The organism is Mesorhizobium sp. M6A.T.Cr.TU.016.01.1.1, from assembly GCF_003952585.1.
Taxonomy (GTDB): domain Bacteria; phylum Pseudomonadota; class Alphaproteobacteria; order Rhizobiales; family Rhizobiaceae; genus Mesorhizobium; species Mesorhizobium mediterraneum.
The window spans coordinates 6,031,238-6,055,799 of the sequence record NZ_CP034452.1; the positions used below are offsets into that span (position 1 = coordinate 6,031,238).

36 protein-coding genes are annotated in these 24,562 nt (G+C 62.1%); 2 read left to right on the top strand and 34 right to left on the bottom strand.

From position 1 onward, the window contains the following. Window positions 1-46 precede the first annotated feature (46 nt). The 34 genes from crcB to rpsL form a co-directional block, all read right to left on the bottom strand. On the bottom strand, window positions 47-424 hold the full coding sequence (crcB, locus tag EJ075_RS29105) for a fluoride efflux transporter CrcB (protein ID WP_126106695.1): 378 nt from the start codon (window positions 422-424) through the stop codon (window positions 47-49). Window positions 425-511: 87 nt separating this feature from the next. Beyond that, window positions 512-1,822 carry a replication-associated recombination protein A gene (locus EJ075_RS29110; RefSeq protein WP_126106696.1) on the bottom strand — a complete coding sequence of 437 codons (1,311 nt, stop codon included), beginning with the start codon at window positions 1,820-1,822 and terminating at the stop codon, window positions 512-514. Between the two features lie 50 nt (window positions 1,823-1,872). After that, window positions 1,873-3,360, bottom strand: a complete 1,488-nt coding sequence (locus EJ075_RS29115) for a DegQ family serine endoprotease (protein WP_126106697.1) — start codon at window positions 3,358-3,360, stop codon at window positions 1,873-1,875. Window positions 3,361-3,550: 190 nt separating this feature from the next. After that, window positions 3,551-3,982, bottom strand: coding sequence for a 50S ribosomal protein L17 (gene rplQ, locus EJ075_RS29120; RefSeq protein ID WP_023799277.1), 432 nt, complete (start codon window positions 3,980-3,982; stop codon window positions 3,551-3,553). 96 nt (window positions 3,983-4,078) lie between these two features. Next, window positions 4,079-5,089, bottom strand: coding sequence for a DNA-directed RNA polymerase subunit alpha (locus tag EJ075_RS29125; protein ID WP_023799278.1), 1,011 nt, complete (start codon window positions 5,087-5,089; stop codon window positions 4,079-4,081). A gap of 182 nt (window positions 5,090-5,271) precedes the next feature. After that, the gene (rpsK, locus tag EJ075_RS29130) at window positions 5,272-5,661 is read right to left on the bottom strand and encodes a 30S ribosomal protein S11 (protein WP_023799279.1); all 390 of its coding nucleotides are present in this window, start codon (window positions 5,659-5,661) and stop codon (window positions 5,272-5,274) included. Window positions 5,662-5,818: 157 nt separating this feature from the next. Continuing rightward, on the bottom strand, window positions 5,819-6,187 hold the full coding sequence (gene rpsM / locus EJ075_RS29135; RefSeq protein WP_029352234.1) for a 30S ribosomal protein S13: 369 nt from the start codon (window positions 6,185-6,187) through the stop codon (window positions 5,819-5,821). Window positions 6,188-6,378: 191 nt separating this feature from the next. After that, the gene (locus tag EJ075_RS29140) at window positions 6,379-6,987 is read right to left on the bottom strand and encodes an adenylate kinase (protein ID WP_126106698.1); all 609 of its coding nucleotides are present in this window, start codon (window positions 6,985-6,987) and stop codon (window positions 6,379-6,381) included. Then, the gene (gene secY / locus EJ075_RS29145; protein ID WP_095488570.1) at window positions 6,984-8,324 is read right to left on the bottom strand and encodes a preprotein translocase subunit SecY; all 1,341 of its coding nucleotides are present in this window, start codon (window positions 8,322-8,324) and stop codon (window positions 6,984-6,986) included. Before secY ends, EJ075_RS29140 begins: the two co-directional genes overlap by 4 nt. A 191-nt stretch (window positions 8,325-8,515) precedes the next feature. Beyond that, window positions 8,516-8,989, bottom strand: a complete 474-nt coding sequence (gene rplO, locus EJ075_RS29150) for a 50S ribosomal protein L15 (protein ID WP_126106699.1) — start codon at window positions 8,987-8,989, stop codon at window positions 8,516-8,518. Between the two features lie 22 nt (window positions 8,990-9,011). Continuing rightward, window positions 9,012-9,209 (bottom strand): 50S ribosomal protein L30, encoded by a 198-nt coding sequence (gene rpmD / locus EJ075_RS29155; RefSeq protein ID WP_006205449.1) that lies wholly within the window; start codon window positions 9,207-9,209, stop codon window positions 9,012-9,014. A gap of 24 nt (window positions 9,210-9,233) precedes the next feature. Then, window positions 9,234-9,797, bottom strand: a complete 564-nt coding sequence (gene rpsE, locus EJ075_RS29160) for a 30S ribosomal protein S5 (protein WP_006333394.1) — start codon at window positions 9,795-9,797, stop codon at window positions 9,234-9,236. A gap of 82 nt (window positions 9,798-9,879) precedes the next feature. Then, a complete protein-coding gene (gene rplR, locus EJ075_RS29165) occupies window positions 9,880-10,239 on the bottom strand; it encodes a 50S ribosomal protein L18 (protein WP_029352225.1) in 360 nt (119 codons plus the stop codon). An 85-nt stretch (window positions 10,240-10,324) separates the two neighbouring features. Beyond that, complete coding sequence (rplF, locus tag EJ075_RS29170) at window positions 10,325-10,858, bottom strand: 50S ribosomal protein L6 (protein ID WP_023799285.1); 534 nt, start codon at window positions 10,856-10,858, stop codon at window positions 10,325-10,327. Between the two features lie 41 nt (window positions 10,859-10,899). Continuing rightward, the gene (rpsH, locus tag EJ075_RS29175) at window positions 10,900-11,298 is read right to left on the bottom strand and encodes a 30S ribosomal protein S8 (protein WP_006205453.1); all 399 of its coding nucleotides are present in this window, start codon (window positions 11,296-11,298) and stop codon (window positions 10,900-10,902) included. Window positions 11,299-11,310: 12 nt separating this feature from the next. After that, entirely contained in the window at window positions 11,311-11,616 is a 306-nt protein-coding gene (gene rpsN, locus EJ075_RS29180; protein WP_029352223.1) for a 30S ribosomal protein S14, read from the bottom strand. A 26-nt stretch (window positions 11,617-11,642) separates the two neighbouring features. Continuing rightward, window positions 11,643-12,221 (bottom strand): 50S ribosomal protein L5, encoded by a 579-nt coding sequence (gene rplE / locus EJ075_RS29185; RefSeq protein WP_095488568.1) that lies wholly within the window; start codon window positions 12,219-12,221, stop codon window positions 11,643-11,645. Beyond that, window positions 12,214-12,528 (bottom strand): 50S ribosomal protein L24, encoded by a 315-nt coding sequence (gene rplX, locus EJ075_RS29190; RefSeq protein WP_013531428.1) that lies wholly within the window; start codon window positions 12,526-12,528, stop codon window positions 12,214-12,216. Before rplX ends, rplE begins: the two co-directional genes overlap by 8 nt. A gap of 12 nt (window positions 12,529-12,540) precedes the next feature. Then, on the bottom strand, window positions 12,541-12,909 hold the full coding sequence (gene rplN, locus EJ075_RS29195; RefSeq protein ID WP_006205457.1) for a 50S ribosomal protein L14: 369 nt from the start codon (window positions 12,907-12,909) through the stop codon (window positions 12,541-12,543). 71 nt (window positions 12,910-12,980) lie between these two features. After that, a complete protein-coding gene (rpsQ, locus tag EJ075_RS29200) occupies window positions 12,981-13,220 on the bottom strand; it encodes a 30S ribosomal protein S17 (protein WP_023799288.1) in 240 nt (79 codons plus the stop codon). A gap of 11 nt (window positions 13,221-13,231) precedes the next feature. Then, entirely contained in the window at window positions 13,232-13,432 is a 201-nt protein-coding gene (gene rpmC, locus EJ075_RS29205; protein ID WP_006205459.1) for a 50S ribosomal protein L29, read from the bottom strand. A gap of 13 nt (window positions 13,433-13,445) precedes the next feature. After that, window positions 13,446-13,859 carry a 50S ribosomal protein L16 gene (gene rplP, locus EJ075_RS29210; RefSeq protein ID WP_023799290.1) on the bottom strand — a complete coding sequence of 138 codons (414 nt, stop codon included), beginning with the start codon at window positions 13,857-13,859 and terminating at the stop codon, window positions 13,446-13,448. Between the two features lie 27 nt (window positions 13,860-13,886). After that, window positions 13,887-14,612 carry a 30S ribosomal protein S3 gene (gene rpsC, locus EJ075_RS29215; RefSeq protein ID WP_095488567.1) on the bottom strand — a complete coding sequence of 242 codons (726 nt, stop codon included), beginning with the start codon at window positions 14,610-14,612 and terminating at the stop codon, window positions 13,887-13,889. Beyond that, window positions 14,612-15,001, bottom strand: coding sequence for a 50S ribosomal protein L22 (gene rplV, locus EJ075_RS29220; protein WP_006205462.1), 390 nt, complete (start codon window positions 14,999-15,001; stop codon window positions 14,612-14,614). The genes rpsC and rplV overlap by 1 nt, the downstream gene beginning before the upstream one ends. A gap of 2 nt (window positions 15,002-15,003) precedes the next feature. After that, window positions 15,004-15,282, bottom strand: coding sequence for a 30S ribosomal protein S19 (gene rpsS / locus EJ075_RS29225; protein WP_006205463.1), 279 nt, complete (start codon window positions 15,280-15,282; stop codon window positions 15,004-15,006). Between the two features lie 16 nt (window positions 15,283-15,298). Then, on the bottom strand, window positions 15,299-16,132 hold the full coding sequence (rplB, locus tag EJ075_RS29230; RefSeq protein WP_095488566.1) for a 50S ribosomal protein L2: 834 nt from the start codon (window positions 16,130-16,132) through the stop codon (window positions 15,299-15,301). Between the two features lie 22 nt (window positions 16,133-16,154). After that, on the bottom strand, window positions 16,155-16,448 hold the full coding sequence (locus EJ075_RS29235; RefSeq protein ID WP_010909275.1) for a 50S ribosomal protein L23: 294 nt from the start codon (window positions 16,446-16,448) through the stop codon (window positions 16,155-16,157). After that, window positions 16,445-17,065 (bottom strand): 50S ribosomal protein L4, encoded by a 621-nt coding sequence (gene rplD, locus EJ075_RS29240; RefSeq protein WP_126106700.1) that lies wholly within the window; start codon window positions 17,063-17,065, stop codon window positions 16,445-16,447. The genes EJ075_RS29235 and rplD overlap by 4 nt, the downstream gene beginning before the upstream one ends. Further along, window positions 17,065-17,811: a 50S ribosomal protein L3 gene (gene rplC, locus EJ075_RS29245; RefSeq protein WP_126106701.1), complete on the bottom strand. Its 747-nt coding sequence runs from the start codon at window positions 17,809-17,811 to the stop codon at window positions 17,065-17,067. The genes rplD and rplC overlap by 1 nt, the downstream gene beginning before the upstream one ends. A 94-nt stretch (window positions 17,812-17,905) precedes the next feature. After that, the gene (gene rpsJ, locus EJ075_RS29250) at window positions 17,906-18,214 is read right to left on the bottom strand and encodes a 30S ribosomal protein S10 (protein ID WP_006205468.1); all 309 of its coding nucleotides are present in this window, start codon (window positions 18,212-18,214) and stop codon (window positions 17,906-17,908) included. Window positions 18,215-18,277: 63 nt separating this feature from the next. Beyond that, entirely contained in the window at window positions 18,278-19,453 is a 1,176-nt protein-coding gene (gene tuf / locus EJ075_RS29255; protein WP_126106702.1) for an elongation factor Tu, read from the bottom strand. A 66-nt stretch (window positions 19,454-19,519) separates the two neighbouring features. Further along, on the bottom strand, window positions 19,520-21,610 hold the full coding sequence (fusA, locus tag EJ075_RS29260) for an elongation factor G (protein WP_126106703.1): 2,091 nt from the start codon (window positions 21,608-21,610) through the stop codon (window positions 19,520-19,522). Window positions 21,611-21,640: 30 nt separating this feature from the next. Beyond that, entirely contained in the window at window positions 21,641-22,111 is a 471-nt protein-coding gene (gene rpsG, locus EJ075_RS29265; RefSeq protein WP_008875664.1) for a 30S ribosomal protein S7, read from the bottom strand. 85 nt (window positions 22,112-22,196) lie between these two features. Further along, a complete protein-coding gene (rpsL, locus tag EJ075_RS29270) occupies window positions 22,197-22,568 on the bottom strand; it encodes a 30S ribosomal protein S12 (RefSeq protein ID WP_006333356.1) in 372 nt (123 codons plus the stop codon). Window positions 22,569-23,031: 463 nt separating this feature from the next. Between rpsL and EJ075_RS29275 the strand changes: the two genes are divergently transcribed. Both EJ075_RS29275 and EJ075_RS29280 read left to right on the top strand, forming a co-directional pair. Continuing rightward, window positions 23,032-23,313: a transcriptional regulator gene (locus EJ075_RS29275; RefSeq protein ID WP_095488828.1), complete on the top strand. Its 282-nt coding sequence runs from the start codon at window positions 23,032-23,034 to the stop codon at window positions 23,311-23,313. Between the two features lie 170 nt (window positions 23,314-23,483). Next, window positions 23,484-24,419: a Gfo/Idh/MocA family oxidoreductase gene (locus tag EJ075_RS29280; RefSeq protein WP_126106704.1), complete on the top strand. Its 936-nt coding sequence runs from the start codon at window positions 23,484-23,486 to the stop codon at window positions 24,417-24,419. The last annotated feature ends 143 nt before the right edge of the window (window positions 24,420-24,562 follow it).

Below are 24,562 nucleotides of genomic sequence, written 5' to 3' on the forward strand. Positions count from 1 at the left end.
TGCGCGTCCTAAGGGACGCGCGGTGCTGCAAGCGGGGGCAATAGCATTAAGGCAGGCTTCTTGCGAGCCAAAGACCCAGAAACAGGGCAATGATCGCGCCAATGAGGCTGGCAAGGGCATATCCGAACGCCGGCAGCGTCGCTCCACGCTCCCACAGCGTCGCGAAATCGAGCGAAAAGGCGGAGAAGGTGGTGAAACCGCCGAGGATGCCGGTGGCAACGAACAGCCGAAGCTCGTTCGATCCGCCGTAGCGCCGCGCCAGGGTCGCGATGAACAGGCCCATGGCAAAGGAGCCGACGATATTGATCGCCATCGTGCCCCAGGGAAAACTCGGGCCGACAAGACGCAGCGCAACGAAATTGGTGACGTGGCGCAGCCCCGCACCAATAGCGCCACCCGCGGCAACGAGGAGGAGATTGATCATCGCCGTGTACTGCCCTTACAGGGCGGGCTCGGTCAATCCCTGCTGCTCAGCATGCGGCGCCGTCCCGAATGGAAAAACTGTGCGGGTCTACTTTTCCCGCTCACTGCGCAGCTTCGCCCAATAGTCGAGCCGTTTCCTGATATCACGCTCGAAACCGCGCTCGGGCGGATCATAAAATGTGTGGCGGCCCATCTTTTCCGGAAAATAATCCTGTCCGGAAAAAGCGTCCGGCTCGTCGTGGTCGTAACGATAGCCCGCGCCGTAGTCTTCTTCCTTCATCAGCTTGGTCGGCGCGTTGAGGATGTGTTTGGGCGGCAGCAGCGAGCCGAACTCCTTCGCCGCCTGCGTGGCGGCCTTGAAGGCGGTGTAGACAGCGTTGGATTTGGGCGCGCTGGCGAGATAGACGGTGGCCTCGGCAAAGGCGAGCTCGCCCTCTGGCGAGCCCAGATAGTCGTAGGCATCCTTGGCGGCATTGGCGATGACCAGCGCCTGCGGGTCGGCCAGCCCGATATCCTCCATCGCCATGCGCACCAGCCGGCGGCCGAGATAGAGCGGATCCTCGCCGGCGTCGAACATGCGGGCGAGATAATAGAGGGCGGCGTCCGGGTCGGAGCCGCGCACCGATTTGTGCAGCGCCGAGATCAGATTGTAGTGGCCGTCCTGGCCCTTGTCGTAGATCGGCGCGCGGCGCTGGACGATGCGCTGCAGGCCTTCGGCGCCGAACACCTCGCCTGATTTGGCGGCGCGCCAGACCTCTTCGGCCAGCGTCAGCGCCGCGCGGCCATCGCCATCGCTCATGCGGATGAGCATTGCCCTCGCCTCGTCGTCGAGCGGCAGCCCCCTGCCCTCGGTCTCCTCCGCCCGCGCCAGCAGCTTGGCGATGCTGTCCTCACCGAGCGAATGGAAGACCAGCACGCGGGCGCGGGACAACAGCGCGGCATTCAGCTCGAAGGACGGATTCTCGGTGGTGGCGCCAACCAGCACGACGGTGCCGTCTTCCATCACAGGCAGAAAACTGTCCTGCTGGGCGCGGTTGAAGCGATGGATCTCGTCGACGAAAAGCAGCGTCTGGCGGCCATTGGTGCGACGCAGCTTCGCCGTCTCGAACACTTTTTTCAAATCGGCGACGCCGGAAAACACCGCCGATATCTGTTCGAAGGCAAGGCTGGTTTCGCCGGCAAGCAACCGCGCGACGGTAGTCTTGCCCGTCCCCGGCGGCCCCCAGAAGATCATCGAGCCGAGCGAGCCTGATCCGATGAGCCGCGTCAGTGCGCCGTCGGGCCCGGTCAGATGCTCCTGGCCAACGACCTCGGCAAGGTTCTTCGGGCGCAGTCGGTCGGCCAGCGGCCTGCCGGGCGGCGCTTTTTCCGGTTCATCGACACTGAACAGATCGGCCATGCACTTCTTTTCGTTGGAGCGCGATCTCGTCCGAAGGATCGAGTTCGGGCTTAGTAACGCAACACCTGGCGCAGTATCTGCCCGCCGCGCTCGACGGTAAAGCGCCACCAGCGAGTCTCCTGCATGGATGCCTGTTCCAGGGTCGCTGCGGTATCGATGGTCAAGCCATTGACCTCGCGAACGATGTCGCCCGGCTGGAAGCCGAAACCGGCTGCGGGCGAACCGCGATTGATGTCGATCACGGTAACGCCCTTGGCATCCGTGCGCATGCCGAGCCGCTGGGCGAGCCGAGGCGACAGTTCAGCAACCTTGGCACCGGAAAATGGGCTGCGGCCGCGCAGCGTCACTTCCGCGAGCTTTGTACCTTCCGGCGCGCGCTCCAGCGCGATGTCCATCGTCGCTTGCTGGCCTTTGCTCAGCACGGCGAAGCTGGCACTGGTGCCGATCGACAGCGTCGCCATCCGGTAATCCAGCGCCTCGATACTCTCGACCGGCGTGCCGTTGAGCGACAGCACGACGTCGCCGGCCTTGAGCCCCGCTGTGGCCGCCGGCCCTGCTGCTTCGACAGACGAGACCAGCGCGCCGGTCGAGGTCTCCATGCCGAGCGATTCGGCGATCTGCGGCGTCACGCGCTCGAATTCGGCGCCGATATAGGGCCGTTCGAAGAAGTCGCGTCCGGCCTTGGCCGCATCGGCAAAAGCGCGAACCATGTTGGAGGGAATAGCAAAGCCGATGCCGATCGAGCCGCCGCTGCGGCTGTAGATCGCCGTGTTGATGCCGACCAGCTGGCCGCCCATGTTGATCAGCGCACCGCCGGAGTTGCCGGGATTGATCGCGGCGTCGGTCTGGATGAAGAAACTGGAATCGGAAACGCCGATGTGGCTGCGGGCAAGCGCCGAAACGATGCCGCTGGTTGTGGTCTGGCCGACACCGAAGGGATTGCCGATGGCCAGCAACAGGTCGCCAACCTCGAGCGCGTCGGAATCACCGATGGCGACGACCGGAAATGGCTTGTCGGCGGAGATCTTGAGCACGGCGAGGTCAAGCGTCTCGTCCTTGAGCAGCACCTTGCTGTCGAATTCACGCCCGTCCGCGGTGGCGACCTTGACCTGATCGGCATCCTTGATGACGTGGAAATTGGTGACCACTATGCCCGTCGGATCGACCAGCACGCCGGAGCCGAGCGAGGACTGCGCACGCGGCTGCGAACGGCCGAAGAACTCTTCGAAGAACGGATCGCCGTCGAAGGGCGATCTCATCCTGGCCGTCTGCGAGGCATAGACATTGACCACGGCCGGCGCCGTCTGCTTGACCAGCGGCGCGAAGGACAGTTGCACCTCCTCGCGGCCGAATGGCACGCGCTTGTCTGGACCGGAGGTGGCATTTTCGCCTTCGGCGCCGCGCAGCAGGTCGGTCAGCACATCGGACAGGCCGGGATCGGCTTTGGTATCCTGCGCCAGCGCCTGCCTGGCGGCCGGCACGACTGCCAGCGCCATCAAGGCGCAGAGTAGAACAAGGGACAGCCGTTTTATGCGCATTCCGAATCCTCCGGGTCGGGCGCCATTGTCCCGACGATTGTGCAAAATGAAAGGCTAAGGCGATGAAATCGAATTATTTTTGGCGGAAAGGCATGAGCTGAGTCAGGAAATCGCAGCAAATGCTCCCTGCCGCCTCCGGAATGCGAAAAGGGGCCCGCAGGCCCCTTAAACTCACTCAGGAAACCGAAGCTTATGCAGCTGCGGCTTCCTCGTCGGTGCCTTCGGCCTCGATGCGGGCACGGTCGCCCGCGCCCTTGGCCGAGGTGTCGCGATCGACGAACTCGATGACCGCCATCGCTGCATTGTCACCGTGGCGGAAGCCCGCCTTCATGATGCGCAGATAGCCGCCGTTGCGGGTGGCGTAGCGCGGCGCGATCGTGTCGAACAGGCGCTTGACGACGCCTTCATTGCCGATCTGGGCAATCACCTGGCGGCGGGCATGCAGATCGCCGCGCTTGCCGAGCGTCACCAGCTTCTCGACGATCGGACGCAGATCCTTCGCCTTCGGCAATGTGGTGAGGATCTGCTCATGCTCGATCAGCGATACGGCGAGGTTGGCAAACATTGACTTGCGATGGCTTATGCTGCGGGCGAACCGGCGGCCTTTAAATCCGTGGCGCATGGCTCTTCTCCTTCATTCCGGGTTCAAGAGGCCACAGCCTCAGTTGGTTAGCCGCATGATCTTATCCGAAAAGTCTGCAACTTTTCGGGATCAAGCTTAATATTGATCTTCGTAACGCTTGGCGAGGTCTTCGATGTTTTCCGGCGGCCAATCCGGCACTTCCATGCCGAGGTGCAGGCCCATCGCCGCCAGGACTTCCTTGATCTCGTTCAGCGACTTGCGGCCGAAGTTCGGGGTGCGCAGCATCTCGGCTTCGGTCTTCTGGATCAGGTCGCCGATATAGACGATGTTGTCGTTCTTCAGGCAGTTGGCCGACCGCACCGAAAGCTCGAGCTCGTCGACCTTCTTGAGCAGCGCCGGGTTGAAGGCAAGCTCGGTCACCTGTTCGGCGGCGACTTCCTTCTGCGGCTCGTCGAAATTGACGAACAGGCCAAGCTGATCCTGCAGGATGCGGGCGGCGAAAGCCACCGCGTCCTCGCCCGAGATCGAACCGTCGGTGTCGATCGTCATGGTCAGCTTGTCGTAGTCGAGAACCTGGCCCTCGCGGGTGTTCTCGACCTTGTAGGAGACCTTCTTGACCGGCGAGTAGAGGCTGTCGACCGGGATGAGGCCGATCGGCGCGTCTTCGGCGCGATTGCGGTCGGCCGGAACGTAGCCTTTGCCGGTATCAACGGTGAACTCCATGCGGATTTCAGCGCCCTCGTCCAGCGTGCAGATGACGTGGTCGGGATTGAGGATCTCGACGTCGCCGACCGTCTGGATGTCGCCGGCGAGAACGGCGCCCGGTCCCTGCTTGCGCACGACCATGCGCTTGGGGCCGTCGCCTTCCATGCGGATGGCGATTTCCTTGATGTTCAAGACGATGTCAGTCACGTCCTCGCGCACGCCGGCGATGGACGAGAATTCATGCAGAACGCCGTCGATCTGCACGGCGGTCACAGCCGCGCCGCGCAGCGAAGACAGAAGCACGCGACGCAGCGCATTGCCGAGGGTGAGACCAAAGCCGCGCTCGAGCGGCTCGGCGACCAGCGTGGTCAGCGTCTTCTTCTTCGACGAAAACTCGATCTTGTTCGGCTTGATCAGTTCCTGCCAATTTTTCTGGATCATAATACTTTCCTTCCGTTGACCCGCCACCATCCAATCGTGGCGGGCGACCTGGAATGCCGTGGAGGAACGCTATTGGCGTTCGCGCGGCGTTCGGTAATTTCCTAAAGCGCGTCGCGCTTTAGGTCTGTGTTTTTATGCATGTCGTTGCCCCAAAACCGCTGCGCACTTTTGGGCGACATGCATTAGACGCGGCGCTTCTTGCGCGGACGGCAGCCATTGTGTGGGATCGGCGTCACGTCACGGATCGAGGTGATGGTGAAGCCGGCTGCCTGCAGCGCGCGCAGCGCCGATTCACGACCGGAGCCGGGTCCGCAGACCTCGACCTCGAGCATGCGCATGCCGTGTTCCTGGGCCTTCTTGGCGACGTCTTCGGCAGCCATCTGGGCAGCGAACGGAGTCGACTTACGAGACCCCTTGAAGCCCTGGGCTCCCGCCGACGACCAGGCAATCGAATTGCCCTGCGCGTCGGTGATGGTGATCATCGTGTTGTTGAAGGTCGAGTTGACGTGGGCAACGCCCGACGAGATATTCTTGCGTTCGCGACGGCGAACACGTGTGGCTTCCTTGGCCATGATGGTCCTTTCAGTTGATCTCTACACCGCCGTAATGCCAGCGGCTCCACCTTGCTAAGGGAGTAGGGAATAGGGCAGTAGGGGAGTATGTCTGGCCGCAGACGAACCGCGCCGCATTACATACTGCCCTACTGCCCTACTCCCATATTCCCCTAAATTACTTCTTCTTGCCGGCGATCGACTTGGCCGGCCCCTTGCGGGTGCGCGCATTGGTGTGCGTGCGCTGGCCGCGAACCGGCAGCGAGCGGCGATGACGCAGGCCGCGGTAGCAGCCGAGGTCCATGAGCCGCTTGATGTTCATCGATACTTCGCGGCGCAGGTCGCCCTCGACCTGATAGTCGCGGTCGATCGTCTCGCGGATTTGCAGCACTTCCGCGTCGGTCAGCTGGTTGACGCGGCGCTCGGCCGGGATGCCGACCTTGTCGACGATCTCCTGGGCGAAGTTCTTGCCAATGCCGTGAATGTACTGAAGCGCAATGACGACGCGCTTGTTGGTCGGAATGTTAACGCCGGCTATACGAGCCATGTTCTTCTCTTCTCCATGTGGGCCGGACAAGCCGGCGCTATCAAAGTTGCCCCGCGTCCGGTGGAGGCCGGCCCATGCGGGAGTTTCCAGTTCAAAGCGGCTGCCTTGCCCTTGCGGGCAAGCAAGCCTCATGCCTGATAGGAAGACGGGCCGCCATACCCCAGCGAGCCGCTTCAGTCAAGCGTAATCGTTTATTTTCCGTTTGCCGTCCCTTGGGTCGCAGTCGCGAGCACCACTTCGATCTGTTGCGTCACCGCATCGATGTCGGCCATGCCGTCGACACCTCTCAGCTTGCCCTTGGCATAGTAGTAGCCGATCAGCGGCGACGTTTTCTTGTAGTACTCCCGCAGGCGTTCTTCGAACACCGCCGGATTGTCGTCTTTGCGTACCGGCAGACCGGCGGCCTTGGCCTCTTCGGCGCGCTTGCCGATTCGACCAACCAGTGCCTTGTCGTCGACGACAAGTTCGACGACAGCGTCGAGCGTGAGGCCGCGATCCGAGAGCATCGATTCAACCGCGTCCGCTTGCACCAAGGTTCGCGGGTATCCGTCAAGGATGAATCCCCCGGCGCAATCGGCCTGATCGATGCGCTCGGCCACGATGGCGTTGACGATGGCGTCGGAGACCAGTTCGCCCGCGTCCATCACCGCCTTGGCGCGCTTGCCGACTTCGGTGCCGGCCTGGACAGCAGCGCGCAGCATATCGCCCGTGGAGAGTTGGGGTATGCCGTATTTTTCTACCAGTCTTTGTGCTTGCGTCCCCTTGCCCGCCCCTGGCGGTCCAAGCAATATCAACCTCATCTGGCCTTTTTCCCCCCGCGCAGCTTCGACTTCTTGATCAGGCCCTCATACTGGTGCGCGATCAGGTGACCCTGAATCTGCGCCACCGTATCGAGCGTTACACTGACCACGATCAGAAGCGATGTGCCACCGAGGTAGAATGGTACGCCAGTCGCTGAAATCAGGAACTCGGGCAGCAGACACACCAGCACCAGATAGATGGCGCCGACGACGGTGATGCGGGTGAGAACATAGTCGATGTAATCGGCGGTGCGCTCGCCCGGACGATAGCCCGGAATGAAACCCGAATGCTTCTTGAGCTGGTCGGCGGTGTCCTTCGGGTTGAAGACGATCGCCGTATAGAAGAAGGCGAAAAACACGATCATCGCCGCGTAGAACGCCATGTAGAGCGGCTGGCCATGGCCGAGAGCCGCCAGGACGGTGCTGGCCCAGGCAGGCATGTTGGTCGTCTGCGAGAAGCCTGCGACCGTCGCCGGCAGCAACAGCAGCGAAGAGGCGAAGATCGGCGGAATGACGCCGGCCGTGTTGAGCTTGAGCGGCAGGTGCGAGGTGTCGCCCTGGAACATGCGGTTGCCGACCTGGCGCTTCGGATACTGGATCAGCAAGCGTCGCTGGGCACGTTCGAAGAACACGATCAGCGCGATGACGACGACGGCGAGAACGATGATCGCCAGGATTAGGCCGGTCGACAGCGCGCCGGTGCGGCCAAGTTCCAGCGTACCGGAGATGGCTTGCGGCAGGCCCGCGACGATGCCGGAAAAGATGATCAGCGAAATGCCGTTGCCGATGCCGCGGGCGGTGATCTGCTCGCCGAGCCACATCAGGAACATGGTGCCGCCGACCAGCGTGATGACCGTCGAGACGCGGAAGAACATGCCTGGATCGCTGACGATGCCGTTGCCGCCTTCCAGTCCGACAGAAATGCCATAGGCCTGGACCAGTGCCAAAAGCACGGTGCCGTAGCGCGTGTACTGGTTGATGACCTTGCGGCCCTGCTCGCCTTCCTTCTTCAGCGCTTCCAGAGACGGGATGACGGAGGTCATCAGCTGCATGATGATGGAAGCGGAGATGTAGGGCATGATGCCGAGGGCAAAGATCGCCATGCGCTCCACGGCGCCGCCGGCGAACATGTTGAACATGCCGAGCACGCCCTTGCTCTGCGACGAGAAGGCTTGGGCGAAAGCGTCGGGATTGATGCCGGGCAGTGGGATATAGGTGCCGAGGCGGTAGACGAGCAGCGCACCGATGGTGAACCAGATGCGCTTCTTCAGATCCTCCGCCTTGGCGAAGGCCGAGAAATTCAGATTCGAGGCTAGTTGTTCAGCAGCCGAAGCCATGCCTGATTCTCCGCTTGGTCACGCTCGATGGCCCGCAACTCAGGCGGCGCGTGTCACCGAAGCTCACGAGATAAGCTCCGGACTGCAAACATGCAAGCGGCCGCGTTGACGCGGCCGCCATATTGGTCGGATCAAAGCGCAATCAAAAGCGAAACGTATCCCACTCTTGCCGATCGCGCTTCAAATCGACGTTACTCGGCGGCTGCCTTTTCCGGCAGCTTCACCGAACCGCCGGCCTTTTCGATCTTCTCGATGGCAGCCTTGGAGGCGCCGGCCACGTCGAAGGCGAGCTTCGACTTGATGTCGCCGTCGGAGAGGATGCGTACGCCATCCTTGACGCGGCGGATGACGCCGGCAGCGACCAGCGCTTCGGCCGTCACGGTCGCCTTGGCGTCGAGCTTCTTGGCGTCGAGCGCGGCCTGGATGCGGGCCAGCGACACGACAGTGAAGCTCTTGGCGAAGATGTTGTTGAAGCCACGCTTCGGCAGGCGCCGGTAGAGCGGCATCTGGCCGCCCTCGAAGCCGTTGATGGCGACGCCGGAGCGCGCCTTCTGGCCCTTGACGCCGCGACCGGCGGTCTTGCCCGAGCCGGAACCGATGCCGCGGCCGAGACGCTTCTTGGAATGCGTCGCGCCGTCCTTGTCACGCAGATCGTTGAGTTTCATCTGAGTTCTCCTGCGCTCTGGCTCAGCCCTCGTCCACGACGCGGACGAGATGCTGGACGGCAGCGATCATGCCGCGCACGGAGGGTGTATCCTCCAGCGTGCGCTGCTTGTGCATCTTGTTGAGGCCGAGGCCGACCAGCGTCGCGCGCTGCTCCTTCGGCCGGCGGATCGGCGAACCGATCTGCTCGACGGTGATGGTCTTGGTTGCTTTCTTGGCCATGGTCAAAATCCCTGGTCAGATCGACTATTCTTCGGCCGCAACGGCGGTGCCGCGGCGGGCCTGAAGCGTCGAATACTTGATGCCGCGCGCCGCGGCCACATCCTTGGGATGCATCTGGCTCTTCAGCGCGTCGAAGGTGGCGCGAACCATGTTGTACGGGTTCGACGAACCCATCGACTTGGCGACCACGTCATGCATGCCGAGCGTCTCGAAGACGGCGCGCATCGGGCCGCCGGCGATGATGCCGGTACCCTGCTTGGCAGCGCGCAGCAGAACGCGTCCGGCACCCCAGCGTCCCTCGACGTCGTGGTGCAGCGTACGGCCCGAGCGCAGCGGCACGAAGATCATGTCGCGCTTGGCCGATTCGGTCGCCTTGCGGATCGCCTCAGGCACTTCGCGCGCCTTGCCATGACCGAAGCCGACGCGGCCCTTCTGGTCGCCGACGACGACGAGTGCTGCAAAACCGAAGCGCCGGCCGCCCTTGACGACCTTGGCGACGCGGTTGATGTGGACGAGCTTGTCCACCATGCCGTCGTCGCGCTCTTCGCGATCACGGCCGCGGCCGCCATCCCTACGTTCCTGTGCCATATCCTGTTCCTTGTTTTTTTCCGGAAGCACGGTTGATGATGATATCCGGTTCCCTCTGTGGGGTTGCCGGGGGCGAAACTTTTTAGAAGCTCAAGCCGCCTTCACGGGCAGCCTCGGCCAGTGCCTTGACGCGGCCGTGATAGATGTACGGTCCGCGGTCGAAGACGACTTCCTTGACGCCGGCCTTCGAAGCGCGCTCGGCAATCAGCTTGCCGATTGCCACTGCGGCGGCAGTGTCGGCACCGGTCTTGAGCGAACCCTTGAGGTCCTTCTCCAGCGTCGAGGCAGCAGCGATGGTGTGGCCCTTGGCGTCGTCGATGACCTGCACGTAGATGTTCTTCGACGTGCGGTGGACCGACAGGCGCGGACGCTCGCCTGCGACCTTCTTGATCTGGCGGCGGACGCGCTGAGCGCGGCGTTGGGTGGATTCTTTCGAGCCCATGATATCAGTTCCTTGCCTTCAAAAAACGGGGGCAACCCTGTGCGGTAGGACAAGCCTCCCGCGACCGCTCCCCGCGGCGTTGAAATTACTTCTTCTTGCCTTCCTTGCGGACGATCTTCTCGCCAGCGTAACGAACGCCCTTACCCTTGTACGGCTCGGGACCGCGATATTCGCGGATCTCGGCAGCAACCTGGCCGACCTTCTGCTTGTCGATGCCGGTCACGGTGATTTCCGTCGGCTTCGGCACGGTGATCGTGATGTCCTGCGGCGTTTCGTAGACGACGTCATGGCTGAAGCCGAGCGCCAACTGCAGGTTCTTGCCCTGCATGGCGGCGCGATAGCCGACGCCGGTGATCTCGAGCTTCTTTTCAAAACCGTCCTTGACGCCCTGCAGGATGTTGACGATCTGCGTGCGCGACATGCCCCATTTGGAGCGGGCGGTCTTGGTCTGGTCGCGCGGCTGGACAGCGATCTCGCTGCCTTCCATCTTGACCAGCACTTCGTCGTTCACCACGAACTTCAGCTCACCCTTGGGGCCCTTCGCCGTGACGGTCTGGCCGTCGACGGTCGCGGTCACGCCCTGCGGCAGCGAAACGGGTTTCTTTCCAATACGAGACATTTTGTTGTCCTCGTCACTTCTCTTGTTTCAGGTCAGCCAGATTAGAATATCTGGCAGAGGATTTCCCCGCCGACATTCTGTTCACGCGCTTCGTGGTCGGCCATCACGCCCTTCGGCGTCGAAAGGATGGCGATGCCGAGGCCGTTGGCGACGTGCGGGATCGACTTCGCCGAAACGTAGACGCGACGGCCCGGCTTCGAGACGCGGGCGATTTCGCGCACGACCGGCGCACCGTCGAAATACTTCAGCTCGATCTCGATTTCGGACTTGCCGTTGTCGAAGTCGGTCTGGCTGTAGTCGCGGATATAGCCTTCCGCCTTCAGCACGTCGAGGACGCGGGTACGCAGGCGCGAGGCCGGCGTCGAAACGCTCGACTTCTTGCGGCCATAGGCGTTGCGGATGCGGGTCAGCATATCGCCGAGAGGATCGCTCAATGACATGTTATGTCCTCCTTACCAGCTCGACTTGACCAGGCCCGGGATCTGGCCGTTGTTGCCGAGATCACGAAGCGCGATGCGCGATACTTTGAGCTTGCGATAGTAAGCACGCGGACGTCCGGTGACTTCGCAGCGGTTGCGGATGCGGATCTTGGCCGAGTTGCGCGGCAGTGCCGCAAGCTTCAGCTGAGCGCGAAAGCGCTCTTCCATCGGCTTGGACTGATCCATGATGATCGCCTTGAGGGCCTTACGCTTGGCAGCGTACTGGTCCACAAGCTTGCGGCGCCTGTTGTTCTTCTCGACTGAGCTGGTCTTTGCCATTCAGATTTTTCCTTTTCTCGCTGCCGTTACTGGCGGAAGGGGAAGTTGAAGGCCTTGAGCAATGCCCTGGCTTCGTCGTCCGTCTTCGCAGTCGTACAAACGATGACGTCCATGCCCCAGATCTGATCAACCTTGTCGTAGTTGATCTCCGGGAACACGATGTGTTCCTTGATGCCCATGGCATAGTTGCCACGGCCATCGAAGCTCTTCGGATTGAGTCCGCGGAAGTCGCGGACGCGCGGCAGCGCGATGTTCACGAGGCGGTCGAGGAACTCGTACATGCGTTCCTTGCGCAGCGTGACCTTGGCGCCGATCGGCATCTTTTCGCGGACCTTGAAGCCGGCGATCGAATTGCGGGCGTGGGTGACGACGGCCTTCTGGCCGGCGATCATCGCAAGATCCTCGGCCGCGATCGAAGGCTTCTTCGAATCGCCGGTCGCTTCGCCGACGCCCATGTTCAGCACGATCTTGTCGATGCGCGGAACCTGCATCTCGTTCTCGTAGCCGAACTGCTCCTGCAGCGCCTTGCGAATGGTCTCGTTGTAGACCTGCTTGAGGCGCGGCGTGTTCTGGGCAGTCGCCTGCTTGGTTTGAGACTTAGCCATTGATGACTTCTCCCGAGCGCTTGGCGACGCGCACCTTCTTGCCGTCCTTCTGGAAGATGAAACCGACGCGGGTCGGCTTGCCATCCTTGGGGTCGGCCAGCGCGATGTTCGACAGCTGGATCGGCGCTTCCTTGGTGATGATCCCGCCCTCTTGGGACTGGGACTGCTTCTGGTGACGACGGATCATGTTGACGCCGCGCACCAGCGCGGTGTCTTCCTTCGGCTGTACCGAGAGGACTTCGCCCGAACGGCCCTTGTCCTTGCCGGCCAGCACGACGACCTTGTCGCCTTTTCTAATCTTCTGCATTGGTCCGGCTCCTTACAGCACTTCAGGCGCGAGCGAGATGATCTTCATGTGGTTCTTGGCGCGGAGTTCGCGCGGAACCGGTCCGAAGATACGCGTGCCGATCGGCTCTTTCTTGTTGTCGACGAGAACGGCCGCGTTCTTGTCGAAACGGATCACGCTGCCGTCCGGGCGGCGGATGTCCTTGGCCGTGCGAACCACGACCGCCTTCATCACATCGCCCTTCTTGACGCGGCCGCGCGGGATGGCTTCCTTGATCGACACCACGATGATGTCGCCCACGGAAGCGTATTTCCGCTTCGAGCCGCCCAGCACCTTGATGCACATGACACGACGGGCGCCGGAATTATCCGCGACGTCGAGGTTTGTTTGCATCTGAATCATGACTGGCCGCCTTCTTCTCTTCTAACGGGACGGGCTCAAAGCCCCTCCCCGGTCTGTCCAAAATTCGTTGTTTACGCCTGGTCCGAAGACACTACGGTCCAGCGCTTGTCCTTGGAAATCGGCTTCGATTCCTGGATAAACACCTGATCGCCGACCTTGTGGGCGTTGTTTTCGTCGTGCGCCTTGTACTTCTTGGTCATGCGCACGGTCTTCTTCATCACGGGATGCGTGAAGCGCCGTTCGACCTTGACGACAACCGTCTTCTCGTTTTTGTCGCTGACGACGGTGCCCTGCAGAATGCGCTTTGGCATGGTTTTCGTCCTTAAGCCTTCTTAGCCGCGGACTTTTCCGCAGCGATGGTCTTGATACGCGCAATGTCCTTGCGGACCTGCCTCACGCGCGCGGTCTTCTCTAGCTGGCCGGTGGCCTTCTGGAAGCGCAGGTTGAACTGCTCCTTCTTCAGGCTGGCCAGATCGTCGGTCAGCTGGTCCTGGGTCTTGGTCCGGATGTCTTCGGCTTTCATGATCAGCCCGTCCTTATTCTGCGATGCGCTGTACGAAGCGCGTCCTGACCGAGAGCTTGGCCGCGCCGAGACGCAGCGCCTCACGGGCGGTTTCCTCATTGACGCCGTCGATCTCGAACATGATGCGGCCTGGCTTGACGCGCGCCGCCCAGTAGTCGACCGCGCCCTTGCCCTTGCCCATGCGGACTTCGGTCGGCTTCGACGTCACCGGCACGTCCGGGAAGATACGGATCCAGACGCGGCCGGCGCGCTTCATTTCGCGGGTGATCGCGCGGCGGGCCGCCTCGATCTCACGCGCGGTGACGCGGTTCGGCTCAAGCGCCTTCAGCCCGAAACCGCCGAAATCCAGATTGGTGCCACCCTTGGCGGCACCGTGGATACGGCCCTTGAACTGCTTGCGGAACTTTGTGCGCTTTGGCTGCAGCATCGTTCTAACTCCAAATTCTCAACTGTCTCAGGCGTTTTCGCGACGGCGACCGCGTTCGCGCTCACCACCACCGCCATGCGCATGATCGCCCTCGGTCGCACGGCGCTCCGAAGCCATCGGGTCGTGCTCGAGGATTTCGCCCTTGAACACCCAGACCTTGACGCCGCAGATGCCGTAAGCCGTGTGCGCTTCGGCCGTGCCGTAGTCGACGTCGGCGCGCAGCGTATGCAGCGGCACGCGACCTTCGCGGTACCATTCCATGCGCGCGATCTCGGCGCCGCCGAGACGGCCGGCGCAGTTGATGCGGATGCCTTCGGCACCGAGGCGCATCGCCGACTGCACGGCGCGCTTCATGGCGCGGCGGAACGCGATACGACGCTCGAGCTGCTGGGCGATCGACTGGGCGACCAGCGTCGCATCGATCTCGGGCTTGCGCACTTCGACGATGTTCAAATGCGTCTCGGACTTCGTCATCTCCATCAGCTTCTTGCGAAGCTTCTCGATGTCGGCGCCCTTCTTGCCAATGATCAGGCCCGGACGCGCCGCATGGATGGTGACGCGGCACTTCTTGTGCGGACGCTCGATCACGACCTTCGAAATCGCAGCCTGCTTGAGTTCCTTCTCAAGATATTTGCGGATCTTGATGTCCTCATGCAGCAGCTTGCCATACTCGCCGGTGTTCGCGAACCAGCGCGAATCCCAGGTGCGGTTGATGCCGAGACGCAGACCGATCGGATTGACTTTCTGGCCCATTATGCGGCCTCCCCTTTTTCTTCGACTTCACGAACGACGATCGTGAGGTGCGAGAACGGCTTCTCGATACGGCTGGCGCGACCACGGCCACGGGCATGGAACCGCTTCATGACGATCGACTTGCCGACATAGGCTTCCGCCACGATCAGCGCATCGACATCGAGGTCGTGGTTGTTTTCCGCGTTGGCGATTGCCGATTCCAGCGTCTTCTTGACCGTGCCGGAAATCCGCTTGGCCGAGAATTCGAGATCGGAAAGCGCTGTCGCGACCTTCTTGCCGCGGATCAGCGCGGCAACGAGGTTCAGCTTCTGCGGGCTGATACGGATCGTGCGCAACACGGCGCGCGCTTCGTTGTCAGCAAGCCTGCGCGGAGCTTTGGCCTTGCCCATGATTATTTCCTCTTCGCCTTCTTATCCGCGCCGTGACCGTAATAGGTCCGGGTCGGAGCGAATTCACCGAACTTGTGGCCGACCATGTCCTCGTTCACCGAAACGGGAACGTGCTTCTGGCCGTTGTAGACACCGAAGGTGAAGCCGACGAACTGCGGCAGGATGGTGGAGCGACGGCTCCACATCTTGATCACCTCATTGCGACCACCTTCACGAACCTTGTCCACCTTCTTGAGAAGGTAGCCGTCAATGAAGGGGCCTTTCCAAATCGAACGAGTCACTTGGCGTTACCTCTTCTTAGCTCTTGCGCTGATGGCGCGAGCGCAGGATGAACTTGTCGGTCGCCTTATTGGACCGCGTCTTCTTGCCCTTGGTCGGCTTGCCCCAAGGCGAAACCGGATGGCGGCCACCCGAGGTGCGGCCTTCGCCGCCGCCATGCGGATGGTCGACCGGGTTCATGGTCACGCCGCGGTTGTGCGGACGTTTTCCCCGCCACACCGTGCGGCCTGCCTTGCCGTCATTGATGTTGCCGTGGTCCGGGTTGGACACGGCGCCGACAGTGGCCATGCACGAGCCGTGGACGACACGCTGCTCACCCGAATTCAGGCGCAGGATCGCCATGCCCTGGTCACGGCCGACGAGCTGGGCATAGCCACCAGCCGAACGGGCAACCTGGGCGCCCTTGCCTGGCTTCAGCTCGATGTTGTGGACGATCGTGCCGACCGGCATCGAGGCCAGCGGCATCGCATTGCCCGGCTTCACGTCGACCGCTTCGCCGGCCACGATCTTGTCGCCGGCAGCAAGGCGCTGCGGGGCAATGATGTAGGACAGCTCGCCATCGTCATACTTGATCAGCGCGATGAAGGCGCTGCGGTTCGGATCGTATTCGATACGCTCGACCGTGCCGACAACGTCGAACTTGCGGCGCTTGAAATCGATGATGCGGTACGTACGCTTGTGACCGCCGCCGATGAAGCGGGCCGTGATGCGGCCGTAATTGTTGCGGCCGCCCGACTTGGTCAGGCCTTCGGTCAGGCCCTTGACAGGCTTGCCCTTATAGAGGCCCGAGCGATCGACGATGACCAGCTGGCGGGTGCTCGGCGTTATCGGGTTGAATTTTTTCAGTGCCATGTTTCTGTCCTCGCGGTCTTGCTCAGAGACCCGTCGCGACGTCGATCGACTGGCCGTCGGCCAGCGTCACAATCGCCTTCTTGACGTCGCTCTGGCGGCCGATCGTGCCGCGGAAGCGCTTGATCTTGCCCTTGCGGACAAGCGTGTTCACGGCCATCACCTTGACGCCGAACAGCGCTTCGACGGCGGCCTTGATTTCCGGCTTCGACGCCTTCTTGGCGACGTTGAAGACGACCTGGTTTTGCTCGGAAGCCATGGTCGACTTTTCGGTGATCGCCGGCGAGACGATCACGTCGTAGTGACGAAGGTCGGTCATTTGAAGCGCTCCTCGAGAGCCTCGACGGCGGCCTTCGAGAGGACCAGCGTGCCGCGGCGCAGAATGTCGTAGACGTTGATGCCCTGGATGGGCAGCACGTCGATGTTCGGGATGTTCGTCGCCGCCAGCTTGAAGTTCTTATCGAGCTCGGCGCCGCCGATCAGCAGGGCGTTGGACAGGCCCAGCGTCGCGAAATTCGCGATCAGCGCCTTGGTCTTGGCCTCAGTCATCATCAACTCGTCGATGATGATGAGCGATGCGCTCTTGGCCTTGGCCGAAAGAGCATGCTTGAGGCCCAGCGCACGCACCTTCTTCGGCAAATCGTGCTCGTGGCTGCGGACGACCGGACCGTGGGCCTTGCCGCCGCCGCGGAACTGCGGAGCGCGTGCCGAATGGTGACGGGCGCGGCCCGTACCCTTCTGCTTGTACATCTTGGCGCCGGTCCGAGCGATCTCGGCGCGACCCTTGGTCTTGTGCGTGCCCTGCTGCTTCTTGGCAAGCTGCCAGCGCACGACGCGCTGCAGGATGTCCTCGCGCGGATCAAGGCCGAAAATCTCCTCGGAGAGTTTCACCTTGCCGGCGTCCTTGCCGCCAAGCGTTGTGATCTTGAGGTCCATTATTCCGCTCCCTCTGTGGCCGGGGCATCTACTGTGGCCGGGGCATCGTTCTTGGCGGCATCATTGGTTGCAACAGCGCGGATTGCGGCAGGCTTCGGCGCATTGGCCGGCAGCGCAATCTTGGCCGCATCGCGGACCAGGATCCAGGCGCCCTTCGAACCGGGAACCGCGCCGCGGATCAGGATCAGGCCGCGATCGGCGTCAGTCGAGACGACTTCGACATTCTGCGTTGTGACGCGGGTGTCACCCATGTGGCCAGCCATATGCTTGCCCTTGAACACCTTGCCCGGGTCCTGGCGCTGGCCGGTCGAGCCGTGGGTACGGTGCGAGACCGAGTTGCCGTGGGTCGCGCGGCCGCCGCCCATGTGGTGCCGCTTGATGACGCCCTGAAAACCCTTACCGATCGTGGTCCCCGTCACATCGACCTTCTGGCCGGCGACGAAATGATCGACGGTGATCTCGGCGCCGACATCGATCATGTTGTCGGCGGAGACGCGGAATTCGGCAACCTTGGCCTTCGGCTCGACGGAAGCGGTCGCGAAATGGCCGCGCATCGCCTTCGACGTATTCTTCACCTTGGCAAGGCCAACGCCGAGCTGGACGGCGGTATAGCCGTTCTTCTCCTGCGTGCGCTGCGCCACGACCTGGCAGTTCTCCATCTGGAGAACAGTGACGGGAACATGTTCCCCGGCATCGTTGTAGATGCGGGTCATTCCCACCTTCTTTGCAATCACACCTGAACGCATCGGTTCAATTCCTTTAGAGTTCCCTGTCGGGGCTGTCGCCCCTCCACGCCTCTTGTTCCTTCAGAGTTGCGGGTTGCCCCGCCCCTCTGGTTCCTTAGAGCTTGATCTCGACGTCGACACCGGCGGCAAGATCGAGCTTCATCAAAGCGTCGACCGTCTGCGGGGTTGGATCGACGATATCGAGCAAACGCTTGTGCGTGCGCATCTCGAACTGCTCGCGGCTCTTCTTGTCGACGTGAGGCGACCGGTTGACCGTGAACTTTTCGATCCGCGTCGGCAGCGGAATGGGGCCGCGGACGTTGGCACCGGTGCGCTTGGCCGTCGACACGATTTCCCGTGTTGAGGCGTCGAGCACCCGGTGATCAAACGCCTTCAGGCGGATGCGGATATTCTGTCCGTTCATGCGTCACTTCCTTGTTCTGGCGCGGCGCGGGCAGCGCCCGCGACAGATCGGTTTAAGTCCAAATTATTCTTTGATGGTGACGACGATGCCGGCACCGACGGTGCGGCCGCCTTCACGGATGGCGAAGCGCAGCTTCTCTTCCATGGCGATCGGCACGATCAACTCGACATCGACCGTGATGTTGTCGCCCGGCATCACCATCTCGGTGCCTTCCGGCAGCGACACGATGCCGGTCACGTCGGTCGTGCGGAAATAGAACTGCGGACGGTAGTTGGTGAAGAACGGCGTGTGACGGCCACCCTCGTCCTTGGTCAGGATGTAGGCTTCGGCCACGAACTTCTTGTGCGGCTTGACCGTGCCGGGCTTGGCCAGAACCTGGCCGCGCTCGACACCTTCACGGTCGACACCGCGCAGCAGCGCGCCGATGTTGTCGCCGGCCTGGCCCTGGTCGAGCAGCTTGCGGAACATCTCGACGCCGGTGCAAGTCGTCTTGGTCGTCGGACGGATGCCGATGATCTCGAGCTCCTCGCCGACCTTGACCACGCCGCGCTCGACGCGGCCGGTCACAACCGTGCCGCGGCCCGAGATCGAGAACACGTCCTCGATCGGCATCAGGAACGGCTTGTCCAGCGGACGAACCGGCGTCGGGATGTAGTCGTCGACCGCAGCCATCAATTCGCGGATCGCGTCCTCGCCGATCTTCTTGTCGGAATCTTCCAGAGCCGCAAGCGCCGAGCCCTTGACGATCGGAATGTCGTCGCCGGGGAACTCGTTCTTGGTCAACAGCTCACGCACCTCGAGCTCGACCAGCTCGAGCAGCTCGGCGTCGTCGACTTGGTCGACCTTGTTCAAAAACACCACGATCGACGGCACGCCGACCTGACGGGCCAGCAGGATGTGCTCGCGGGTCTGCGGCATCGGGCCGTCGGCGGCCGACACAACCAGGATCGCGCCGTCCATCTGCGCAGCGCCGGTGATCATGTTCTTCACATAGTCGGCGTGGCCGGGGCAGTCGACATGGGCGTAGTGGCGGGCAGCCGTCTCGTATTCGACATGCGCCGTCGAGATGGTGATGCCGCGCGCCTTCTCTTCAGGCGCCGCATCAATCTGGTCGTAGCGCTTGTATTCGCCAAAATACTTGGTGATCGCCGCCGTCAACGACGTCTTGCCATGATCGACGTGGCCAATCGTGCCAATGTTCACATGAGGCTTTGTACGCTCGAATTTACCTTTTGCCATGTGATGTCTCCATTCCTGCTCGCCCGTGCGGGCTTTGAATTAAGTTAGCGCTGCAACCCGCCCGGGTTACGCGTATTTCTTCTGGACTTCCTGAGCGACCGCGGTCGGCACCGGCTCGTAGTGATCGAACTGCATCGTGTAGGCCGCGCGGCCCTGGCTCATCGAGCGCAAATTGTCGACGTATTTGAACATGTTGGCGAGCGGCACCATCGCGTTGATAACCACCGCCACACCACGGGCTTCCTGGCCCTGGATCTGGCCGCGACGGCCGTTCAAATCGCCGATGACGCTGCCGACATAATCTTCCGGCGTCACCACTTCGACCTTCATGATCGGCTCGAGCAACTGCACACCAAGCCTGGGCGCCGCTTCACGGAAGCAGGCACGGCCAGCGATTTCGAAGGCCAGAACGCTGGAGTCCACATCGTGGTAGGCACCATCGATCAGCGTCGCCTTGACGCCGATCATCGGGAAGCCGGCGAACGGGCCCGACGTCATGACGCTGTTGATGCCCTTTTCGACGCCGGGGATGTATTCCTTCGGCACAGCGCCGCCGACGATCTTGGTTTCGAACTGGAATTCGCTGCTTTCCGGATTCGGCTCGAAGAGGATCTTGACGCGGGCGAACTGACCGGTACCGCCGGTCTGCTTCTTGTGCGTGTAGTCCTGTTCTTGGCTGCGGGTAATCGTCTCGCGATAGGCCACCTGCGGCGCGCCGACATTGGCCTCGACCTTGAACTCGCGACGCATGCGGTCGACGATGATGTCGAGGTGAAGTTCGCCCATGCCGGAAATGATCGTCTGGCCGCTTTCCTCGTCGGTCTTGACGCGGAAGGACGGATCCTCGGCGGCCAGGCGGTGAAGGGCGAGGCCCATCTTTTCCTGGTCGTTCTTGGTCTTCGGCTCAATAGCGATCTGGATGACCGGATCGGGGAATTCCATGCGCTCGAGGATGACCGGATGCAGCGGATCACTGAGCGTGTCGCCCGTGGTCGTGTCCTTGAGACCAGCCAGTGCGACGATATCACCAGCAAAAGCCTCTTCGACGTCGGCGCGCGAGTTCGCATGCATCTGCAGCATGCGGCCGATGCGCTCTTTCTTGCCCTTGACCGTGTTGTCGACCGAAATGCCCTTGGTGAGCTTGCCCGAATAGATGCGGGCAAAGGTGAGCGAACCGACGAACGGGTCGTTCATGATCTTGAAGGCGAGCATCGACAGCGGCTCGTTGTCGTCGGCATGACGCTCGATCTCGGCATCGGTCTTGGCGTCGACGCCCTTGATGGCCGGAACATCGGCCGGCGACGGCAGGTATTCGACGACGGCGTCGAGCAGCGGCTGCACGCCTTTGTTCTTGAAGGCCGAGCCACAGAACATCGGATAGAATTTCACCGCAATGGTGCCCTTGCGGATCAGCGCGCGGATCTCGTCATTGCTCGGCATCTTGCCTTCGAGGTAATTCTCAAGCGCCGTCTCGTCCATTTCGACGGCGGCCTCGATCATCTTCTCACGGTATTCTTCGGCACGAGCCTTGAGGTCTTCCGGGATCTCGACGACGTCCCAGGCGGCGCCCAGCGTTTCGTCACGCCAGACCAGCGCGTTCATCTCGACGAGGTCGACGACGCCCTTGAACTCGGTCTCGGCGCCGATCGGCAACTGCATGACGACGGCATGTGCGCCGAGGCGCGAACCGATCATCTCGACCGAGCGGTAAAAATCAGCGCCGATCTTGTCCATCTTGTTGCAGAAGATCATGCGCGGCACGCGGTACTTGTCGGCCTGGCGCCAGACGGTCTCCGTCTGCGGCTCGACACCGGCATTGGCGTCGAGCAGCGCGATGGCGCCGTCGAGCACACGCAGCGAACGCTCGACCTCGATGGTGAAGTCGACGTGGCCGGGGGTGTCGATGATATTGAAGCGATGCATCTTGCCGTCACGAGCCTTCCAGAAGGTCGTGGTCGCGGCGGACGTGATGGTGATGCCGCGCTCCTGCTCCTGCTCCATCCAATCCATGGTGGCAGCGCCGTCATGGACTTCGCCGATCTTGTGCGACTTGCCCGTGTAGTAGAGGACGCGCTCGGTGGTCGTCGTCTTGCCGGCGTCGATATGCGCCATGATACCGAAATTGCGGTAGTCTTCGATTTTATATTCGCGGGCCATGGGAGGTGCCTCTTCAGTCTCGTTCGCGCTTTACCAGCGGTAGTGCGCGAAGGCGCGGTTGGCTTCTGCCATTTTGTGGGTGTCTTCACGCTTCTTCACGGCGGTGCCGCGGTTGTTGGCCGCGTCCATCAGCTCGCCGGAGAGGCGGTCGACCATAGTGGTCTCGTTGCGGTTGCGGGCCGCAGCGATCAGCCAGCGGATGGCCAGCGCCTGACGGCGCTCGGGGCGCACGTCGACCGGAACCTGGTAGGTGGCACCACCGACGCGGCGCGAACGCACTTCCACATGCGGCGCTACATTGTCGAGCGCCTGATGGAAGACGGTGACCGGCTCCTGCTTGGTCTTGGACTGGACCTGGTCGAGCGCACCGTAGACGATGGTCTCGGCAACCGACTTCTTGCCGTCATACATGACGGCATTCATGAACTTGGTGACGATCAGATCACCGAACTTCGGGTCCGGGTTGATCTCACGCTTTTCTGCACTGTGACGACGGGACATTTTTTCTCTGCCTCAATTCTGCGTGGTGGCCTGGATCCCGGATCGTCGCCTGGCGCCGTCCGGGATGACCTTGGCTACGCTTCGGTCACTTCGGACGCTTGGCGCCGTACTTCGAACGGCGCTGCTTGCGGTTCTTCACACCCTGCGTGTCGAGCACGCCGCGGATGATATGGTAGCGGACGCCCGGAAGATCCTTGACGCGGCCGCCGCGGATCATCACCACCGAGTGTTCCTGAAGGTTGTGGCCTTCGCCGGGGATGTAGCCGATCACTTCAAAACCATTGGTCAGGCGGATCTTGGCGACCTTGCGCAGCGCCGAGTTCGGCTTCTTCGGCGTCGTTGTGTAGACGCGCGTGCAGACGCCCCGCTTCTGCGGGTTCTGCTGCATGGCCGGGACCTTGTTGCGCTTCACCGGCGCAATGCGCGGCTTGCGGATCAGCTGGTTGACGGTAGGCATTAAACCCTCTTGTCTCTCAATTCCGTGTCTCGCCCGGTCAGGGCCGCTCAAAGCGTCATTTCCATACGCAAATTCGGGCCACAAACCGCGCCTCGCGGTCTTGCCCGAACAAATGGCAGAGGAAGCGGAAGCCGCTTCATGCACGCCGGAAATGTCTTTTCGCTCGTAAAACGAACCCTGTTTGAGGCAAACTCCAAAGCGTGTCGCTTCGGAAGGGAGAGCCTCACATCGGTTCTGACTGGCCGGCTTCTACTCGCAAGCCTGTTGCCCGTCAACCCCGGAGCGCCAAATATTACGCTGAAACCAAGGCTTGGCAGCCATGCGAAAGGCGCATGTAATTTTCTTTCGTCATTTTGCAAGAGGAAGGAAGAAAGTGACCGGCTTTCGGCTGTTGCGCGGCCATGCTTCATGCGAAAAAGGCGGCATGAATAGCGCAAATCCCCTCGCCCGGAGGAATCAGCCCGTGAACGACAATGATGAGCGCCCGGTCACCATCATCACCGGCCGCGCATGGAAAAGGAAGGGCGGCAAGCCGGAAGGCGTCCACCTCATGCTGGTCGCGCCCGACGACGATTCGGCGGTGCGCCGGGCGCTCGAATCGCTCTCGGCCGAAGGTTACGCCGAGGCGGAGCTCGACCAGATAGGCGACCTGGACGGCGTGCCCGACGAAGAGCCGCACCTGTCGGCCTATCAGGGCGCGCTCGAAGGCGAAGTGTCGATCGTCACCTTCGACGTTCCGGCCTGAAGCAGGGCCAGTCTGAAGCAGGGCCAGTCTGAACGAGAGGCAATGGCGGCTGTACCTGCCCTCGCCTGGGACCGTCATGTCCGACTCCGCCGAGACTTGCCCGGCATCGGTTCTCTGCTAAGAACCATTCGCTGCTGACAGCCAAGCGCATCCAATCCGCGGAGTCTCCCATGTCCTCGAACAGCAACCCCATCAAGCTCGGCATCGTCGGGGTGGGAAAGATCGTCCGCGACCAGCACCTGCCGGCCTTGGCAAAGGACCAGGCCTATCGCCTCGCCGCTGCCGCCAGCCGGCACGGCAAGGTGGAAGACATCCCGAATTTCCCAACCATCGAGGCGATGCTCGACGCTGTGCCGGAGCTCGATGCCGTATCGCTCTGCATGCCGCCGCAGTTCCGCTATGATGCCGCACGGACCGCGCTCGAAGCGAAAAAGCATGTCTTCCTGGAAAAGCCGCCCGGCGCCACGGTCAGCGAGGTCGAGGATTTGAAGGCGCTAGCGGTCGCGAACGGCGTCTCGCTGTTCGCCAGTTGGCATTCGCGCTATGCGCCGGCGGTGGAAGCCGCGCGTGCATTCCTCGGCTCGACCCAGATCAGATCGGCAGCCATCAACTGGAAGGAAGACGTGCGCCGCTGGCACCCGAATCAGGACTGGATCTGGGCCCCAGGCGGCTTCGGCGTCTTCGATCCCGGCATCAACGCGCTGTCGATCGCGACCCACATATTGCCGGCGATGTTCATCACCTCGGCAATTCTCGATTTTCCCGAAAACCGCGCCGCCCCGATCGCCGCCCATATCGCCTTCCGCACCTCTGGTGGATTGCCGGTGACGATGGAGCTCGACTGGCGCCAGACCGGCCCGCAAAGCTGGGACATTCTGGCCGAGACGGACAAGGGCGCGATGGTGCTTTCGGGCGGCGGATCAAAACTCGAGGTCGACGGCCGCGTCGTTCACGACGAGCCGGAAGCCGAATATCCGATGCTCTACAGGCGTTTCGCCGAGATCGTGCGCGCCGGCGTCTCCGATGTCGATCTCGCCCCGCTGCAGCATGTCGCCGACGCCTTCATGCTCGGCAAGCGCAATGTAGTGGAAGCGTTTTTCGACTGAAGCTGTAAGGAGCGACCATCGCTCCGGTCCTGACCATCTTGCAAACGTTGCGCCGCCCCTCATCTGGCTGCCGCCACCTTCTCCCCGTGAACGGCAGGGCTATCGCATTACTCCCATTCCGTCACCATCGACATACGCTTCAA